The sequence below is a fragment of the Viridibacillus arenosi genome (assembly GCF_001955655.1).
In the GTDB taxonomy this organism is placed as follows: domain Bacteria; phylum Bacillota; class Bacilli; order Bacillales_A; family Planococcaceae; genus Viridibacillus; species Viridibacillus arenosi.
Map to the genome: position 1 here is coordinate 25,343 of NZ_MSPW01000018.1, position 19,553 is coordinate 44,895.

The following is a 19,553-nucleotide window of genomic DNA, read 5'->3' on the forward strand; positions in this document are numbered from 1 at the left end:
TTATTATATTTAATAGTTACTATTTAACTACTAATTATTCTACAAACCTATAAATTAGATACATCCGTGTGTAATAGTACCTTAGCAATTCTCTGAACTATCTAATTCTTCGTTTTATATTGACAATTAAATTTTAAGCTGATAAGCTATAAAACATATCCAAATTCGATGAAGAGAATAAGTACGAATGGACACTTAATCTATAGAGAGTCGACGCTTGCTGAAAGTCGATGTTTAAGTCCTTTTCTGAAATCATCTCCGAGAAGCAAAATTGAACCTGATGTAAATTTTGCCGGCAAATCCTCCGTTACCTTGGGATCACGTATGATAGTACGGTGGCTGAGTGCTGGATTTTTTGTGAACACAAAATTCCGGAATTAGGGTGGTATCGCGAGTAATCTCGTCCCTTTTTATAGGGGCGAGTTTTTTTGTGCCTATTTTCACTGAATATGGATTACTATTTTGAAGGAGTGAATGAAATGAAAAAATCAACAACTTTATTTATTGGATTAATGTTATTCTCAATGTTCTTCGGAGCCGGTAATCTAATTTTCCCACCGTTTTTAGGCGCTAATGCAGGAACAAACTTTCCACTCGCAATTACTGGTTTTATCGTAACTGCTGTCGGTCTTCCTCTACTTGTATTAACAGCTCTATCTTTTGTTGAAGGAGGAGTACGTTCACTAGCAAGTCGCGTTCATCCTATTTTCGGAATCGTATTTACTATCATCGTATATTTATCAATCGGACCATTTCTTGCTATCCCACGTAATGCAACACTTGCATACGAAATGGGGTTAAAACCTTTTATATCTGATTCTCCTTTTGCGCTAATCGGCTTTACGGCTTTATTTTTCCTTTTAGTATATTTAGTCAGCTTAAACCAAAGTAAAATGATGGATCTGATGGGTAAGATTATTACACCACTTCTATTACTTAGTATGATAATTTTAGTTGTAGTAGGTTTTGTGCGTTTACAAAATGGCGCATTAGCCCCTACAACAACAGAATATGCCCAAACTCCTTTCCTAAAAGGTTTTTTAGAAGGATATAACACAATGGACGCACTCGCTGCACTTGCATTCGGTATTGTTATTTTGACTACATTAAAGCAACAAGGAGCCACTGAAGGTAAAATGCTTCGTAGAGAGATGCTGAAAGCGGGTCTTTTAGCCGGATCTTTACTTGCTGTTGTATATTGCTCACTAGGCTATATTGGTGTGAAAATGGCAGGAACAAGTACATTTGAAAACGGTAGCGACATTCTATCTTCTGCTTCCTATTTATTGTTCGGACAATGGGGCAACTTATTATTAGGTATTATTTTCGTTCTAGCTTGCTTTACTACATGTGTTGGATTGGTGTCTGCTTGTTCAAACTATTTCAATTCATTAGTTCCTAAATTTAGTTATAAGAAAATCTCTTTATTCTTTTCATTGATTGGTTTCGGGTTAGCTAATTTCGGACTTAGTACAATTTTATTGGTAAGCGTTCCTTTTTTAGTTGCTGCTTACTCATTAACAATTGTCTTGATCGTGATTTCTCTTTTCCATCCGTTATTCAAAGGTTCTTCGTATGTTTATATTTCAGCAATGGCACTTACTGGAATCGTTGCACTATATGACGGACTAAAAGCATTTGGCTTCACGTTTGGTGTAGTAGATAAATATATGAGCTATCTTCCATTTGCAGATCTTGGATTGGGATGGATTATTCCTGCTATTGTCGGGACTGCTATTGGATTTTGTCTATTCCTGTTTAAGGGCAAATCTCCGGTGAATGTTTCAAGGCCTGTTGGAAAGTGATTCTTTATAGTAGCGACTACCCGCAGTTCGTTGGGTAGTCTTTTTATTTGTAGAATTAATGGATTTGGGATGCAGAAAGTAGGTTGAGTATTGATTGTTGCGCTATCTTTGTTGTTTGTTGCGCTAAGTGCGCTGTTTGTTGCACTATCACAGTTTTTTGTTGCGCTAACTAGGCTGTTTGTTATTTAGCAGAATATTCACGGCTTTATGTTCAGTGTTTTTCTTGATTTTGTGCATGAAAAACCAGCTTTTGCTGGTTTTATTTTTTGAATAACGGTTGATTGTAATCATAGTGATTGACACGCGATTTTGTACTCCCTATTGAAGTTAAATTCATCTTTTTGAAGAGTCTTGATATTGTAAATTTATCTTCTATTTGTAGAAATTCTCTGCACTCTTTGTTTGTGATGGTAGGTTTAAACAGTTGAAACCAATCGAGCATAGTTTGCTCGAGGATGACTTGCTTCGGTGCTTTACAATTAGAGCAACACTGGCCTCTTCTAGATGAATACTCTAACAGTGCACCACATGGGCAGATCATGCCTGTGTTTAAACTTTCAGGTTGTAGGTTGTATTTGTGACATAGGGGAAAGGGATTGTAGGGCTTGATATGTGTCTTTAGTTGATTGCAAAGCAATCGGAATTCTTCAACGTTGAGTTTGTGTGGGAGAGAGTTAAGCTGTTCTAGAAAGATGGAGATTTCTTTGTTGAACAGTAATTGCACTTTTTTGGGGCGTTTTTTTATAAATGTGTTGGTATTTGGCATGACAATTTTATAGTAAATCGGGATTTCATATTTGTTATTTTGAAGCCAATATTTCAGGCTACATACTGCACGAATAATTTGACTTTGTGGACATTCGTATATTCGTTTTTCACCATTTACTATTTGGACTAACTGAAAAGGATTTTCGTGGAATCGTAATACACCTCGCATGTTTTTCACTTCTAATATGCAAATGTAGCTTGGAGTGATAATGAGCGAGTCTATTTGTACAAAGCGAAATTTTGAAACTTGTAATTCAACATTAGGAAAGTAGACATATGGCAGTTTAAAGTGAGTTTCTTGAACGAAATGGTCAACGCGCAATTCACCTTTATAGCCTGCTAAAATACGCTCGGTGTCTTGCCGTATACTGTTGATGACTTGATGATGCGTGTTCGGGACTCGATAAAGGAGCCGATTGAGTGCTTGAATTTGTAGCGGAACAGGTCTTGTAATAATGATGAAGATTCACTCCCTCTCAACTATAGTTAGATAGAATCTATCATAATATGGAAAATATTTCAATGGAGAGTTGGGGATTGTTGCGCTAATTCTGCTGTTTGTTGTGTTAAGTGCGTTGTTTGTTGTGCTAACTCATCTGTTTGTTGCGCTATCTCACCTCTTTGTTATTTAGCAGAATATTCACGTCCTACTTTGCCTCTTTTCTCCGTTTTGAGGTAGCTTATTAATGAGAAATTCTCTAGTTTCATCATGTTTTGGATAGTTGCCGATAATAGCTGTTATTTGAGGATTGGATCGCAGCCGATTTTGATCGCTGCTCGAATTTCTGGGATTGTTGTGCTAATTCGCCCCTTTGTTGCACTAACTCATCTATTTATTGCACTATCTTCATTGTTTGTTGCACTATTTCGGCCGTTTGTTGCACTATCTCAGTTGTTTGTTGCGCTAACTCTGCTGTTTGTTATTTAGCAGAATATTCACGGCTTTAGAGGCTTTAATTTCCCCCTAAAGACATAATGATTTTACGTTTCTTTAACTGGAGGGTAAAGGTAGGCCTTTTTCATTTTGGAGTAGTGAGCGATTGGATAATTCTCTTTGTCATCATATTTTATATAGGAAGCGATTGAATTTTCATGGATGGTATATGCGGCTTTTTGCAAAGTCCATGGAGTGTGGTCATTATCTATTCTGAGTAACTGGTCGTCTATTTTTGTCCAGCTGTGATAACGTTCGCTAAGCCAACATTCGAGTTGACTTCGTTCGATGGGCCCAGAAATTGGTTCATATGAAGCTATTAGTGTTTCGTAATTCGTTTCTATATGTTTACTTCTACTATATAAAGTAATTGCATTTTCGTTCTTTTTCAAAGTAATATTTGCTTGTCTAAAAGGCATAAAGTTTTTATAATTCACTAGCTTTGCGATTAGTTGATTATTGGCATCTATGCTTAAGAAATATACGCCAGCCTTTTCTTTATAAGTGACATATGTGCGGACATTTAATTCTAAAAAAGAACTGATACCAGGTATTGATGGTATAAACCTTGGGCGATTCTCTTTTACTTGAAAAAACACTAAACTGATCCATGCTTTATTGTTAAAGAGCTCGAGTTCTAGTTCTGATGGGATGTATTGACGTAAATCTTCAGCTGGAACTGGCCAATGTAGAAATAATATATCGTGCCATTCTTGGGTTATGATCCATGATCTTTTGTTCATTTCATAACTCCTTTCAATAACTTCACAATGCTTATTATTCCCTTTGATGAATACATTCAAACGAGTAAAAAAAACCTAAACTCTGGAGAGCTGAGGTTTTTTTATGTGAAGCACATAGTTTAAGTTTTAAGTCCTTGTTATTGTTGCATACTAATCGAAGTACCATCACTTTTAACATATACGGTTCCGTTTCTTGTGACAAAAACTTTCGTTCCTAATTTCTCCAAGGCGCTAACTGTTTTAGCTCTTTTCCTTCCACTGGTGATGACAGCGAATTTTGGATTCACCATGCTATAAAATTCCAATGTATTATCTTCAAATTTCCCATGATGTGGGACTTTTAAAAATGTATGCTCAACTACGCTATGTTTCATTATTTCATCCATGCGTTCTTCTTCTGCATCTGCTGTTAATAAAAAGCTGTTGCTTCCATGCTGTACGCTTACTATAAGTGAATAATCATTTTCTATTTTGTATTTACTTTTTTGAGGTGGGTATACTGTGAATTCAGCGGTACCGGCTGTAAAGGAATACGTAGAGGTTAAAGCTTTAGGAGTGATGTGATTTGCTGTAATGGCATGTTTGTACTCTAGATACTGTATACTGCTACGCTTATAATTAGGCGTAATAATTTCTTGGACGTCTACACTATTGATGATTGTATCTGCCCCACCAACATGATCTTTATCAAAATGAGTCAAAATGAGGTAGTCAATTTTTTCTATATTATGCTTTTCTAAATACGCGACAATTTTTTTACCATGCTTGTCTTCTCCAGTATCAATCAATATCGTTTTGCCACCGGACATTAAAAGCATGCTGTCCGCTTTCCCAATTTGAAAAATCGTCATATCTAATAATGTTGTCTCACTACTTGCAGCAGTTTTCGTGTGGAAAGAGGAGCAACTTATTAAAGTCAGAATGATCAGCACTGCTATGTACTGAAACATCAATCTTTTGCTTTTGGACAAATACTGATTCATATCACCACTCCCCTTTTTTCTTCGAATTAATGTACGTGTAGTATCCTCTAAATGAGTTGAATTATGACGTGAAAAAATCCCCTTATCTAATGATGAGGAGATTTTCGTTATTACTATTGGGACTATTCGTACATTAAAGATTATTTAGCTGATTGGTATTAGAATTCAATACTTCCTGTACTCTTTGTACATATGGATTCTTATCATACGTAAAATATAACTGACTAGAGAGCCTAACGGGATCACCAAAGAACAGTCTTTCATATAGTGTTTGTCGTGTGCCGAAAGAGCTCATAGTCATATCCCAAGCTAGACGGAATATTTTAACGCGATTTTCTGCAGTGTCAGCCTTCGATTGCAAATATTGATCTAAATCTTTTCTTATACTTGATTGGAATGAATTTTCAGTTGGGATTGACATTAACCCGCTTGCTCCCAAGATTTGAATGATTTCAGCAAATCTCGGATAGACCTTAGGAAATACATTTATAGATATTTGTAACGTTGTACGATCTGGTCTCATAACGCCCGATTCATCCAACTTGGCTTCTGCTTCTGACTTCATGACCAGTGCTTTCATTGTTTCCAATGCAACAATAATTTCAGAAGCCTTTTCTTGAACATGTAGGTATTCACCGATATTAATGGTATCGATAATTGATTGTACTACTCCCAAAACAAATTCAGTTTTTATAATCTGTCTACATGCTACTTGATGCAATGCGAAAGGTTGGAAAGCACTAGCCATCATAAAGTTATTAGAAACATCCAAATTGTTATAATAAAAAACGCGCTCCCAAGGAACTAATACATTATCAAATACCACAATCGTATCCATTTCATCATAACGAGAACTTAATGGATAATTAAATGTTGAATCTCCCCCAACAAAAGACTCTCTGCATAGAAATTTCAATCCTTTAGTGTTACTTGGTATCGAAAAGGCAAACCCCTTTTCCTCCTCCAATATTCCAGCAGCCGACATCACTAATAATTCTTCAGTAATGCCACCCTGTGTTGCTAGCAACCGTGCACCTTTTACAATAATACCTTCATCGTTACTATCTATTACTCTTGCAGCAATAGGCTCTGTTGTAGCCTCCAAATAATATTGCCCTCTATTTACCTGAGGGTCCACAAATGTATGTGTTATCGATATATCATTTTCTCGTGCATACTCATAGAACCCTCTTAAATTTTCAGGAAAGCAGTTTTCTTTCCCTTCTAAAAATTGAGCAGATGATGCAAACGCCATTAACGTTGTATTCATATAATCTGGACTTCTGCCCATCATTCCATTATTTGATTTTGCCCATTGTTGAATCATTTCTCGTCTTTTAGCTAAATCCGCTTTCGTTTTAGGTTGTAGATAAGACAGACCTACTGGGTTTCCAGTAGATGGTGATGGATATGTGAGGATACTTTTTAATAAATTATCATGTTGCATCTCATATAATGACGCCTGACTTTTCATGATTCCCTTGAAAGCAGGGTGCTCGGAAATATTACCTGTCACTTGCTTACCATCAACCCAAACATTTGTTTTCAGCTTGTTAATTCGGTCAATATATTGTTTGCCGGTTATTGCTGTCATACGCACACTCCTAAATTATACTCGCTAATGGTGAAATAGCTGTATGGTTATATACATTCAACTATTTCTTTAGTCATATTTTATGAATATGACCTAACTATTGTTACTGTCCGGTTAAGGAACTCCTAATTTCAATAACTTAATAAGGAAAAAACTATTCAAAGAAAAATTATCCTCAACAAAAAAGTCCCCTAAACCGAAGTTATGGGGACCATTTGGATGTTGTGTCCAAATTAGTTATATTGTTGTCCAACACGTTCTACTTTATATCCATCTAAACCTTTTACTTCATAATCACCTAGGTATATCATTTTATCATCTGTATATACCGCTACTTCTTCCTCAAGTTTGTTTTAACTCTTGTTTTTTTATCATTATAAATTATCACGAACAAAAAACTATCAGATTTATAAATACCTATATATATCCCGAATACTGTATAAACAACTTTTATATACCACTTACCATATTCGATAAACATTCATTTAAAAAGCAAAAAACCCCCTAATAGAGTATGTGGAGGTTTACTTTTTAATGATTCTATTTTTTTTACATTCTTTTTCACTAATTACATAGCCTTATTATTCTTGCAGTCAGTTTATGTATTAGTAATCGTATAATTTTAATAATGGAAACTTATCATTTCCACACAAGTAGATTGAATGTTTGTCCTACTTTTCGCTTTTTCTTCGTCTTGTAATAAAATGATGGTGGGTTTTAAACCCTTTCCATTCTTTCATATGCATATGTAAGTCTTTTCGTTGAAGTCTCGTTTCAGTTGTTTCCATATCAAAAGTAGAATTGGTCTTCATAGTGTCATCAACAATAAATATTACCGGGAATTGAAATAATTTTCGAACTAAATATATCATTCTCTGCTCATTTCGATCTGCCTCAATTATATGGACTGTTATTTCACTAAAATCGATTATTTCTTCCCCTTGATAATAGTACTTCACTTCTCCCATCTCCTTTTTAGAAATTTTATCCCCTCTCTTAATTTATCATAAATAGTAAAAAATAACTATTCAATATATATATATTTTTAGTTTCGCTATATAAAGTAGGCATAATGTTATTGTTCCGTTATGATTTTAATTGCCTGAAAATAAAACCCTCCAAACCTTAGTTTGAAGGGCTTGCTTGTAGTTGATTGATTATTTTACTTCATTGTATTTTACATTGAATTCTTTTTCTAAATCTGATTGATTAGCGTAGCCTGCTCCGGCTGGGCGCTTTTCTAGTACGAATTTTGCAACTGCAGTTCTATTCGTAACACTCAGTCTTGATAATTTCACATTTAAAGAATCCATTTCGTATAAAGCAGCAAGCATACCATCTATATCTGTTACACTATTGGCTCTTTCAAAAGCAGTTGCTAGATCTAAAACATTTAAAGTAGCCGTAGCAGGTACAATGAGACTATCCGAAGAAATCGCTTCGATATTCACCACATCTGCAAGATTTGATTTAAGCGTAAATGTGATGCTTCCGTTGTTCCCCATTGTTAATAATTGACTGTTATCTGCACTTCCAGGCGTAATAACTTTATTTATACCGTTTGATAGGATCACCGTAGCAAATGTTGACTTAAATTCAAACGTAACTGTACTGCCGACTTTAGGTGCATATGGTAGGCCGTTTTGATCTACAGTTTGATAATTTAGTGTCACTGGCATTTCCGCTGAAATTGAAGTTACATCCTCACCATTTGCATTGACGAATTTCATACTAGCTATGCTTACAATTGCTTCGTTAAAGTAAGTAAGTGGTGCTGTTTGTTGTAAATCACCATCATCTAGTTGGCCAGTTCCCGCATTTGAAGCATTATCGATAAATACTGTTGGAATAATATAAGAATCTACTTTTCTATTAATTACTGTAAATGCTACAGTACCTTTTTTATCCGTTACTAATGTGTAATTACCGTATCTATCTGGCGTTATTAGTTTATTGTCTTGGAAAATATAAGCTGTTTCTGCGTCGCCTTTTAATGCTACTTTAACAGGAATTTTAGCGGGTGCTTTATTGCCTGCTAAGTCCGTTATCGTTGCTACATATTGGCGGCCACCAAAGTTTGCCGCATATGTATTACCAACTACAACATTTTTGACTGTCGAAACGTTTGAAGCATTCTCTGTTCCAAGCGCTTCAACATTTAAGATCATCGAATGCTTAATGTCAAACTTAACTGTTGATCCTTTTGCTTGTAGTTCTGCCGCATCTAATCTTTCTAACGAATCATTACCATTCGCAAATACTATCGGTGTTACAGATGTACTAGCACCTGTAATTGTAAAAGTTCCTTCACCTTTAGCATTAACATACACTTTTGCTCCCGCTTGAGTCGTTGCAGTTTGATAAGGTGTTGTCTTATTACTCTCTACAATCTGTGCTTTGCGATTAATCTTATCTGATGTTACATTCAAGTTTTCGGCAAATGTAACATTGACGTATTTACCTTTTGTATCACTTGATACATCTACTGGATTGACGTTCACTTTATATACTTTTTTAGAATTATTGGCTACTGTAGATTCCTTTGTCACATCCGTAATTCTTAAACGTTCAGAGTCACCCCAATAGACTTTTGTTTCGGATGATTTCACGCCAGAGTTTACCGATGAATATGCATATACAGAATCTTGAGTAAAGACATGCTGTATGTAACTATATTTGGCTACACCATTTTCGTCTGTCAGAACTTCGACAGTTGTTTTTTTACTTGTATCCGCTGCATTTCCAATAGTAAAAGTTACTGGAATATAAGATTTTGACTGACCATTCTCTACGTCTACTTGTGCCTCAACTGTTACTTGAGCACCTAAAATTCCTTGAAGGGAAGCATTTTTTAGTGAAACCTTTGTTGGCATTACTGCAGAGACTCCTACAAATTCTGGTTGTTTAACGCCATCAAGTGCTACTGTATACTTTCTGCCAGCTTGTTGTGCGGATGTTGTTAATACAACCACTTTGTCATCAGTTGCTTTAATCGCAGCGTTTGTCACGATTAAACCTTCAATGACAAAACGTCCAGCAGTAATTTCGCTAACCTTTTGTGCATTTTCAAATGTGACTTCAATCGTTGTGTTATTAATCACTTTCACTGCATTAACTGTAGTTGAAACGACAAATCCGTTTTTATATAGTTTTTTAGTACCTTGATAAAGAACTACACCATTTGCCACAGTACCTTTTACATACAGTTTTCCAGAAGCGCTTTCAATGCCTGTGAATTCTTTACCATTTTGATATAATTTCTTTCCGAATAATCCATTCCCTTTTTTCCCTGCATTGTAATATACGTTTTTATAGAGACCTGTTCCTTTTATCCCTGCTTTGTAATACGTTTTTTTATAAAGTCCCGTAAATTTTTTACCGTCTTTGTATAATACACCTTTGAAAGATTTATAACCTTTAACAGCTTTACCTGTGTTCACTGAAACTAATTTACCTTTTGTAATTGTGACAGTCGCAGATTTAGCGAACGCTGTATTGGTATCTTCCGTTACTGCAAATGATCCTGTTAATATCGCGGCTCCGATAGCGAAAGAAGCTACAGGCTTAACGAACTTTAATCTAAATTTCCCCATTTCTAAAATCCTCCTTAATAGATATCACACACTACTTTCCATTAGGAATAGTATATCAAAATACCCAATAATAGTATAATAAAGGTATTTTTAAAAATTCATGGGTTTTAAATTCAGGATTGATGTTAGATTGTATAAAAATCATATAAATGTGATGCCAATTTTATCTTTCAAGCATTTTACTAATATTTATATCAATATACTATTGAAGACAAATTTAAAATCCCCTAACCAAAAAGATTAGGGGATGATTTGTTAAGTGAAATTGTTACTTCTCACTTTGGTATTCTTTTAATAATTCTTTTGCTTTGTTGTTATCTGCCTCTAGTTTTAAACCAGTTTCTACAAGAGGGCTCAACGTTGAAACAGCGTTCATTTTGTTGCCTTGGTAGAAGTTTTTAATTTCTTCTTGATTAATCGAATACAAGATTGATTGGCGTAATGCTACACTCTTAGACACATCACGGTCTTTCATATTAAAAGCAAGATATGCGACACCATTACTCTTGTTTTGTTGCAATGTAAGTTTGTCGTCTTTCTTCACGATATCGTATTTACTTTCTGGAACGCCATTTAAAATATGAATTTCACCGTTACGTAATGCAGACAATGCGCTTTCTGGATCTTGAATAAATTTCACTGTTATTGTTGAAATTTTAGGTTCATATTCTGTGCCTTTCATGTAAGCAGGGTTTTTCACAAATTTCGCTTCGTAATCATTTTTAGAAACTAAGATGTAAGGTCCGCTTGCATAAAGAGCATTATTGTAGTCTTTTCCTTCAGTGATTGTTTTTTGATCACCATACGCGATATCTTTGTTAACATCATATTTTGCTACATCATACGTGTTAATACTTTCAACTTGTTTCTTAGAAACGATACCAGCAGATTGATGTGCTAAGTAATTTAGTACTTGTGGGAATGGCTTTTCAGTCGTTACTTTAACAATTTGATATGCGCCAGAGCCGTTATTTGCTTTTGTTTTATCTCTTACTAATGTTGAAATCTTTTTATCTAAACCTTTTTCTAATTGTTCACGAACAGTCGATTGACCATCTGTTGTTTTTACATCTAATTCTTTTAAGTCGCTTACGATAGAAATGTCTTTCATGCTTTCATGAAGACTATACGTACGGTGGTCAGGTACTGAGTTTTTATCTTTAGCACGATCAAGTGAGAATTTTACATCCTCTGCTCCAACGCGCTCACCTGAGTCAACTGCTTTTTTGTCTTTAACTGATGCGAATTGAATGTCATCACGTAATAAGAAGTAATAATCTTTACTGCCATCTGCAATCGCGTGATTTAATGACAATGAGCCATCTGATACAACTTCATCATCATCCGTTAAATTCACCAAGCGTACATACATATTTGTATTTAATGTATTGATAGAACCGTCATTTCCTTTAATCGGATCTAACGAAGTTAATGCACTGATTCCTTGTTGAGCAAGTAAAGGTTGTGATGCGTTTTTAGCCTTATCTTTGAATGATATTGCTTCCCAAACTGCTGCTCTAGATTTTGGTAAGCGTAAAGTTTTTTCATCAATTACTTGGTTGTTAACGCCTTGTGCTTTATATGAAGTATAAAGTGGGGCAATATAAGCTTTATCGAACACTACTAACTGTTCTAATTCTTTATATGTTTGTGTGTATTCTTCTTTTAATTGCGTACTTGCTTTCTCTACTAATTTATCTGCTTCTTCATCGGCAAATAAAGTATTGTCACCGTCAGAGGTAAATAATGAACGAACAGCGTAATCAGGGTTACCTGTTACAGTTGTCCAGCCAGTTAACGCTAAATCGTAGTTGCCGGCATCTTTTTGCGCAGTGAAACTACCGTAATCAGGTTGAATGTTTAACTTCACATTAAATCCATTCTTTGTAAGTTGGTCACGCAAAATATTTAAATCATCTTCACCTGTGCTCATGCCTAAAATTTCAATAGACGTATTTTTTGTCTCTGAAGATGGTTTTGATTCATCTTTTTTAACATCGGATTTTGTATTAACACATCCTGCTAAAACGAGTACTACTGCCGCTAAAAAAAGTACTAATTTCTTTTTCATTTAAATTCCTCCATACATAATATTTATCAATCCAATTTTGGATCTAAAGCATCTCTTAACCCGTCCCCTAAGAAGTTAAAGGAAAGTACTAATAAAATAATGGCTATCCCTGGGAAAATCGCTAAATAGGGGTTGGTTTCAAGATACATGCTTCCTACTTTTAAAATATTGCCCCACTCTGGAATATGTGGTTCCACGCCTAAACCTAAAAAGCTTAGACTGCTTGTAGCAATCACTGCTCCCCCTATAGTTAGGGTTGCTTTGACAATCATCGGTGCAAATGAATTGGGTACTACTTGTTTAAAGATGATTTTCCAATCTTCTTCCCCTAATGCCTTTGCAGCCTCTACAAACTCTAAATTGGATACCATCATGACATTTGCACGCATTGTTCTTGCATAGGTAGGAATGGATCCTACACTTAAGGCGATGATTAAATTGACTGTATTTGCACCAAATGCGGCAATAATAGCAATCGCTAGTAAGATACCAGGAACCGCATACAGAACGTCTAAAATACGCATGATGACGTTATCAATTGACTTGTTGTAATAGCCAGCAACTGCACCTAGGAATCCACCAATAACTAATGGAATAATTGTTGATACTACACCAACAATTAATGAAATACGTGCGCCATAAATAATTCGGGAAAATACATCTCGCCCGAAGTTATCCGTGCCAAATGGATTAGCTAAACTTGGCTCTAATAACATGGATTCATAATTGTTTTCTACAGCAAATTCATAAACAAATGTACCGTAGCTAGCAATTGAAATAGCAAATGTGAAAATTACAAATAGTAAGCCTAGCATCGCTGTAAAATTCTTTGTGATTTTAGACCAGATCTTATTCCACTTATCAATCGTGGACATATCTCGATTTGTACTTTTTAATAACACGCTATACCCTAAAATAAACCCAAATATATTTCCAGAAAACCCTGTAATGATTAAAGCAATACCTAACCATTTAAATGCAGGTTTAATATGACGGTCCGTATCCAGCTTGCCGAAGATCACTACAGCTACGACATCAAAGATGATTAATAAAATAAATACAGCCATTGAAAGTAAAAACATATCTGAGACATATGGTTTAAATAGATTTAATAATGACACAGAAACAATTAACAATTGAGTCAACAACATATAGTAAGAAAGCGTATATTCAATAGAAGCTTTGCGACGTAACATTCGGAAGGCAAAGGTTGTCGTAAAAACGTTTCCCACTAAAATAGTTAGTAAGTTTACTGCACTCATTAACCTTGTTCTTTTTTGAATATCCCCCGTATTTTGTAAATCTCTTTTCATACAAACTAGAATAATAGTTTGCCAACATGCTATTACTAAATAAGCAATTGTCAAAGAGCCCCAAACTTTGTTCCATGTTCCCTCTGTAACATCAAAGGCATTCACTAGAAAAACAAGTACTAGTGCAATTGAAATAACTAAAACAAAGAGTGCATGTTTATACTCTTGCGATCGTTTTAAAGCAAAATCCTGTTGTATTGTCATTTCATACACCTCGTTAAGTATTTTTCATTTGCGATCGAATTCTTGGATTTAAGAAAGCATATAGAATATCAACTGCTAAATTTACAATCGAAATCGTGATAGCAATGTAGACAACTCCCCCTAATATAGAAGGAATATCTGGAACGAATTGTTTATCTACGATATAACTGCCTAAACCACTAATATTAAATACTTTCTCTGTTACTGCTGCTCCGCCTAGCATGCCACCAAATTGCAGTCCGATAATTGTAATAATAGGAATGATTGCATTACGTAAAGCATGGTTGATAAATACTCGACTTGGCTTTAAACCCTTCGCCTTCGCAGTCACAATATACTCTTCGTTCACTACTTCTAAAATGGAGGATCTAGTCATTCGCGCAATAGACGCTGTTAACCCTGTCCCTAATACAATTACAGGCATTATGATTGATAACCAATCACCTGGAGAATACGTAGCTGGTAGTATGTGCCACTTTATTGAAAAGTTCAAAATGAACACAAGTCCTTGCCAAAAGTTAGGAATAGATAACCCGATTAAGGCGATAAACATAAAGCTATAATCCCAAAATGAATTGGGCTTCGCTGCCGATATCATCCCAACTGGAATCGCTATTACTATAGCCATTAATAATGACCAAAACGCGATCGTTAGTGTGACAGGGAATTTGTTTGCAATGCTTGCCATTACATCTTCATTGCCTGTATAGGAATAGCCTAAATCTAACGTCAGAATCCCTTTTGTCGCATCCCATAACTGCACCCAGTACGATTGATCTAACCCATATCTATGATCAAACTCTGCTCGCTGCTCAGCTGTTGCTGATTCTCCTAAAATATTTGCTGCTGGATCAGCAGGAGAAAAATGCAAAATAGAGAATACAAAGATGGTAACCGATATAATTACAAAAATAGTCATCACTAATCGTTCGAAAATATAGCGAACGAGCGGCCTAGCATAAATCATTAAGAACAAATACATAAGAATACCTGGTATAAAACTCACAATAACAAAGTTTCTATTTTGTAAGCATTTTGCAAAGAAATGCTGATAATTTGTATTGCTTTGATCAGTTGTTTCTAATTCAGCTTGCGCCATTTTCAACACACTTTCATTTGCAAGCTTTGTCGCTTCCTCCTGCATTTCTTGTTGATGGATGGGTTCATCGAAATATAGCTTTTTACTTCGATATTGTTCCTCATATCGATGAATCAGTTCACTATATGTAGAAGATTTTTTTATCTTTTCCATATGCTCAAATAGCATTTGCTGATATTGCGTGCTCTTATATTTTGTTTTATAAATGCACCACATGACGATATGAACTGGTAAACCTAACAAAAATATTATGTACTTATAAAAAAGGAGAGAGCTTAGATTGCTATAAACATTCTCTAAACTGCCTTTTATCCGTTCATTTTTTATTTTCAGAAAAATCACTCCTTTAATCTTGATTATTCCTAGTAATTTAGTATACTATTAGAAACAAAGTATAAATTTTATCGTATTAGAAGTCAACATAATTATTTTAAATTTTCAGTAAATGAGGAATTATTATATGGATAGTATTTTAAAGGTTGATAACTTACATATTTCATTTGTCTCAAATCACGAAGTTTTTGAAGCGGTTAAAGGGGTTTCTTTTGAATTACATAAAGGAGAGACTTTAGGAATTGTCGGTGAATCTGGTTCTGGAAAAAGTGTTACTGCACGATCCATTATGCGTTTACTTCCATCTCCACCTGCGTTAATGACTGACGGCTCTATTGAATTCTCAGGAGAAACGATTTCTAATTTTACTGATCACGAAATGGAAGCAGTTCGCGGAAAAGAGATTAGTATGATCTTCCAAGATCCAATGACATCTCTGAATCCAACGATTAAAGTTGGCAAGCAAATAGATGAAATCCTCACAAAACATCAGCAACTTACTTCTAAAGAAGCGAAAAACAGATCAATTGAAATGCTGCAACTTGTAGGAATAAAAAATGCTGAAGAACGTTACAATCAATATCCACATGAATTTTCTGGGGGAATGCGTCAACGTGCCATGATCGCTATGGCTCTCGCTTGCCAACCAAAACTACTCATTGCTGATGAGCCAACTACTGCGCTAGATGTAACTATACAAGCTCAAATACTGCGCTTAATGAAAAAAATGCAACAGCAATTTGGTACTTCAATTATTTTAATCACACATGATTTAGGTGTTGTTGCCGGTATGTGTGACCGTGTCGTCGTTATGAAAGAAGGCCAAATTGTTGAATCAAATACGACTGAGGAGCTTTTCGCTTCTCCTCAACATCCATATACAAAGAAGTTATTGAATGCACTTCCCCGTATGGATGAAAAGAAAAAACCTAAAGAGAAGCTACATTTACCAGCAGATATTAACCCTGATAAACCACTGATTGAAGTACAAGATTTGAATCAGGTATTTCCACTTGGAAGTGGTCGTACTTTAAAAGCTGTAGATTCCATTAGCTTTTCAATCCAACCTGGAGAAACATTAGGTCTTGTTGGTGAATCTGGTTCCGGAAAATCGACTACTGGGCGATTGCTTTTACAGCTACAAAAAGCTACACATGGAGAAATATTATACAAAGGTATGGCTATTAATCGATTAAATAAGAAGGAAATGAAACAGCTGCGCAAAGAGATTCAGATTATTTTCCAAGACCCTTATGCCTCTTTGAATCCGCGCATGAAGGTGTTGGATATTATAGGTCAGTCTTTGGATATTCATCAATTATGTAAAACAAAAGCTGAAAGACTTGCACGTGTAGAGGAATTGTTAGAACTAGTTGGCTTACAAAAAGAACATGGGATGCGCTATCCACATGAATTCTCGGGCGGGCAACGTCAAAGAATTGGTATTGCGCGAGCTTTAGCTGTTAATCCAAAATTTATCGTTTGTGATGAGCCACTATCTGCACTCGATGTTTCCATTCAGGCTCAGGTTGTCGATTTACTTAAGGATTTGCAAGCGAAGCTTGGCTTAACGTATCTGTTTATCGCACATGATTTGTCGATGGTAAAGCATATTAGTGACCGCGTTGCCGTGATGAATGCAGGGAAAATTATTGAACTCGCAGACAGTGAAGAGCTTTATAGCAACCCGATTCATCCGTATACGAAATCATTATTAGCTGCTGTACCCGTTCCTGACCCTTCTATTGAATCAAAGAAATTAAAAAAAGAAGCAGTAGAAGTACAAAATTATGATTTCAGCCAAAGTACTTTGCAGGAGGTTAATCCTGGTCATTGGGTACTTTCAAGTAACTAACACTTTATAAAAATACGTGGCCATATAAATGTATGGCTACGTTTTTTATTGTGCTTTCTTGCTAAAGGGAAAATATTTAAAAATGAATCATCTTACTATTAGAGTTTAAATACTCTTGGAATAATAAATTTATAAAGTACATTATTTGTTGTATAGAAATAGATAAGACCGTTGATTTCCGCTACGGTGGACGCTTTCCGCGGTCGGGCGCCAAGTCGCTTCGTCGCTACGCTCCTGCAGGGTCTTGGACTGTCCCGCTTTTCCCGCAGGAGTCGCCACCTTCGCTCCAATCAACTACACATGTAATATAAATAAATCTTTAATGTTATAGAAAATAATAACAAATATTAAAAGAGATTAAATTGAAATGATTGCTTTGTATCCGCTAGTACTTTAAGAACATCTTACGGGGAAAATTGAGGATACTCTGGATAACCTTAAAGGTCTAAAAAAGTGTCCATGCAGGAGATGCTTACTTTTGTTGCTATGAATTTAAAGAAATTCGCCAATCGGACTTGGCAAAGTCTAAAAACGGTATAAAAGTTAATACTCTAACAGTATTTTATCTATAATAGAGAATTTTAAATAACCAAAATATATAAAATAAAAAAAGACATTTAGGATGTGAGCATTTTGAATGCCTTTTGTCGACAACCTGAAATCCCTAACCTCTAAACAGATTAGGGATTTCAGTGTACCTATTGTTTAATCTATCATGGTTTCACAATTAATTTGGAAACTGGTTTTGATTTTTGCTTTTTACTTCCTCACTATTCGTATCACTATACTTTGCCGTACCTAATCCGCCAGTTTTTGCAAGCACTGCTTTTATTTCATTGTAAGACAAACCGAACTCTGCATTTTTTCTTTTTACTTCATCAATATCTGTTCCAGCAGACGTAAAATTGCCCCCGTTGTTATTATCCATAAAGACACCTCCATTTTGGTATGCCTTTATGTTCCCTCAAGGACAGATTATTATGAGTGAAATGTATGGATCGCTGAAGTCAGTTTACCGTTTTTTTACTCTTGTCGATTCTGTGATATTCGGAAATTTGAATTACCCGAACATTACTTGTATGTAACTCATGATAGATACCTCTACTATCCGTAAACGTTACATACTGTTCTCTCTCACTTTGAATTAGTGCTTCCGCTTTTTCTTGAGATTCCACATGGATAAACCTTCTAATGTAATGCTCTTCATCAAAGAAGTACGTTATTTTGAATTCTTTCATAATTGTTCTTCTCCTCAAGTGTTTTTCCTTATTATTAAATTTTTATTTTTTACTTCTTCTCTAGGTTATCCAGAATGAAACACTTAACTCCATTTTCTGTTGTTTTATTGGCTATTTTTCTATTTTAACAACATCTATCAGTCTTTTTGATTGGAAAAACAGTTAAAAAGTTAAGGTTAGCAAATACTAATTTTCTTTTCGAATGGTTCAATCTATTTTTGCATATCCTTCATCTATTTTTTTCTTTATTATATCTAAACGTTTTTGTAATTCTTTTTTTACTACTACATCTTTTATCTTATCTATGAAGAACTCTGCATCCTTAACTTCTGTTGAACATTGATCTAATACATCTTTATCGGCATTTTCCCAATTAATATTTTCTAATGTTGTAATTATTTTTCCTGCGTTTACTTGTGCTTTATTCTCAGTTGCTCTTAATTCCTCTATTTTTTTTTCTAATTCATCAAGTCGTTTTTTTTCATTAGATAGTTTCGCTTGCGCTTCTTGTGATAACTTTCCATATGCTTCTAACGCAGCTTTCACTTCAGCTTCATTTTCAATCCCAACATTTTCTACAGTTAATGCTAGTGCTTTTGCATGTGCTTCATGAAAAACTTTTACAGCTGCTGTCACTTCAGATTCTGCTTTATAGCGATTTATTTCGTTTTTTTGCGCTGCTAAATTTGCAAGATTTGCAAAATCAGCTTCTGTCGCACCTTTTGCTATTGCTGCTTTTACTGCTGTGTCTGCTGCATTATATTGTGTTTCTGCTTTTTCTAACTTTGTTGCATCATCAATTGAGTTGTTTGTCAAGAATGTGAGAGCTCCTAATTTTGTTGTTGCATCTTTAATCGCTGCTTTTTTCACTTCTTCGTAGCGATTAATTTCTTTTCCTTGCGCTTCTAAATTTGAATAGTTCGAACCGAAATCTGATACTGTTGCACCTTTCGCTCTTGCGGCATCTACTGCTGTTTTTGCTGCATCATATTGTAATTTAGCCGTTGTTAAATTGCTTGC

Annotated in this window: 14 protein-coding genes and 1 other annotated feature; of the genes, 2 read left to right on the plus strand and 12 right to left on the minus strand. The window is 35.1% G+C overall.

Translation table 11 applies throughout. The features are described 5' to 3' along the window. The first annotated feature begins 159 nt into the window (after positions 1-159). Positions 160-411: a binding site (T-box leader), on the plus strand. A gap of 68 nt (positions 412-479) precedes the next feature. Next, complete coding sequence (gene brnQ / locus BK137_RS20590) at positions 480-1,805, plus strand: branched-chain amino acid transport system II carrier protein (protein ID WP_038179820.1); 1,326 nt, start codon at positions 480-482, stop codon at positions 1,803-1,805. 259 nt (positions 1,806-2,064) lie between these two features. Here the strand turns inward: brnQ and BK137_RS20595 are convergent, their stop codons facing one another. The 9 genes from BK137_RS20595 to BK137_RS20635 all read right to left on the minus strand — a co-directional run bounded on the left by BK137_RS20595 (position 2,065) and on the right by BK137_RS20635 (position 15,260). Beyond that, on the minus strand, positions 2,065-3,039 hold the full coding sequence (locus BK137_RS20595) for a nuclease-related domain-containing protein (protein WP_081730013.1): 975 nt from the start codon (positions 3,037-3,039) through the stop codon (positions 2,065-2,067). Positions 3,040-3,554: 515 nt separating this feature from the next. Beyond that, positions 3,555-4,250, minus strand: coding sequence for a YqjF family protein (locus tag BK137_RS20600; RefSeq protein WP_038179824.1), 696 nt, complete (start codon positions 4,248-4,250; stop codon positions 3,555-3,557). Positions 4,251-4,387: 137 nt separating this feature from the next. Next, complete coding sequence (locus BK137_RS20605) at positions 4,388-5,200, minus strand: ComEC/Rec2 family competence protein (protein WP_162148705.1); 813 nt, start codon at positions 5,198-5,200, stop codon at positions 4,388-4,390. Positions 5,201-5,366: 166 nt separating this feature from the next. Then, complete coding sequence (gene hpaB / locus BK137_RS20610; protein WP_038179826.1) at positions 5,367-6,827, minus strand: 4-hydroxyphenylacetate 3-monooxygenase, oxygenase component; 1,461 nt, start codon at positions 6,825-6,827, stop codon at positions 5,367-5,369. A 671-nt stretch (positions 6,828-7,498) separates the two neighbouring features. Continuing rightward, positions 7,499-7,786 carry a hypothetical protein gene (locus tag BK137_RS20615; protein ID WP_038179828.1) on the minus strand — a complete coding sequence of 96 codons (288 nt, stop codon included), beginning with the start codon at positions 7,784-7,786 and terminating at the stop codon, positions 7,499-7,501. Between the two features lie 198 nt (positions 7,787-7,984). Beyond that, the gene (locus BK137_RS20620) at positions 7,985-10,420 is read right to left on the minus strand and encodes a hypothetical protein (RefSeq protein WP_051448568.1); all 2,436 of its coding nucleotides are present in this window, start codon (positions 10,418-10,420) and stop codon (positions 7,985-7,987) included. 268 nt (positions 10,421-10,688) lie between these two features. Further along, a complete protein-coding gene (locus BK137_RS20625) occupies positions 10,689-12,491 on the minus strand; it encodes an ABC transporter substrate-binding protein (protein WP_038179838.1) in 1,803 nt (600 codons plus the stop codon). Positions 12,492-12,517: 26 nt separating this feature from the next. Next, a complete protein-coding gene (locus tag BK137_RS20630; RefSeq protein ID WP_038179840.1) occupies positions 12,518-14,008 on the minus strand; it encodes an ABC transporter permease in 1,491 nt (496 codons plus the stop codon). Positions 14,009-14,021: 13 nt separating this feature from the next. Continuing rightward, positions 14,022-15,260 carry an ABC transporter permease gene (locus BK137_RS20635; protein WP_235175676.1) on the minus strand — a complete coding sequence of 413 codons (1,239 nt, stop codon included), beginning with the start codon at positions 15,258-15,260 and terminating at the stop codon, positions 14,022-14,024. A 307-nt stretch (positions 15,261-15,567) separates the two neighbouring features. On the opposite strand from BK137_RS20635, the gene BK137_RS20640 reads away from it, so the two are divergent. Further along, positions 15,568-17,295, plus strand: a complete 1,728-nt coding sequence (locus tag BK137_RS20640) for an ABC transporter ATP-binding protein (protein WP_038179846.1) — start codon at positions 15,568-15,570, stop codon at positions 17,293-17,295. A 727-nt stretch (positions 17,296-18,022) separates the two neighbouring features. On the opposite strand, the gene BK137_RS20645 is transcribed toward BK137_RS20640, so the two are convergent. From BK137_RS20645 to BK137_RS22450, 3 genes are all read right to left on the minus strand, one after another. Beyond that, the gene (locus tag BK137_RS20645) at positions 18,023-18,223 is read right to left on the minus strand and encodes a hypothetical protein (RefSeq protein WP_038179848.1); all 201 of its coding nucleotides are present in this window, start codon (positions 18,221-18,223) and stop codon (positions 18,023-18,025) included. Positions 18,224-18,302: 79 nt separating this feature from the next. Then, positions 18,303-18,533: a hypothetical protein gene (locus tag BK137_RS20650; protein ID WP_038179850.1), complete on the minus strand. Its 231-nt coding sequence runs from the start codon at positions 18,531-18,533 to the stop codon at positions 18,303-18,305. Between the two features lie 207 nt (positions 18,534-18,740). After that, positions 18,741-19,553, minus strand: an 813-nt coding sequence (locus BK137_RS22450; RefSeq protein WP_218642297.1) for a hypothetical protein, incomplete at its 5' end; no start/stop codon positions are given.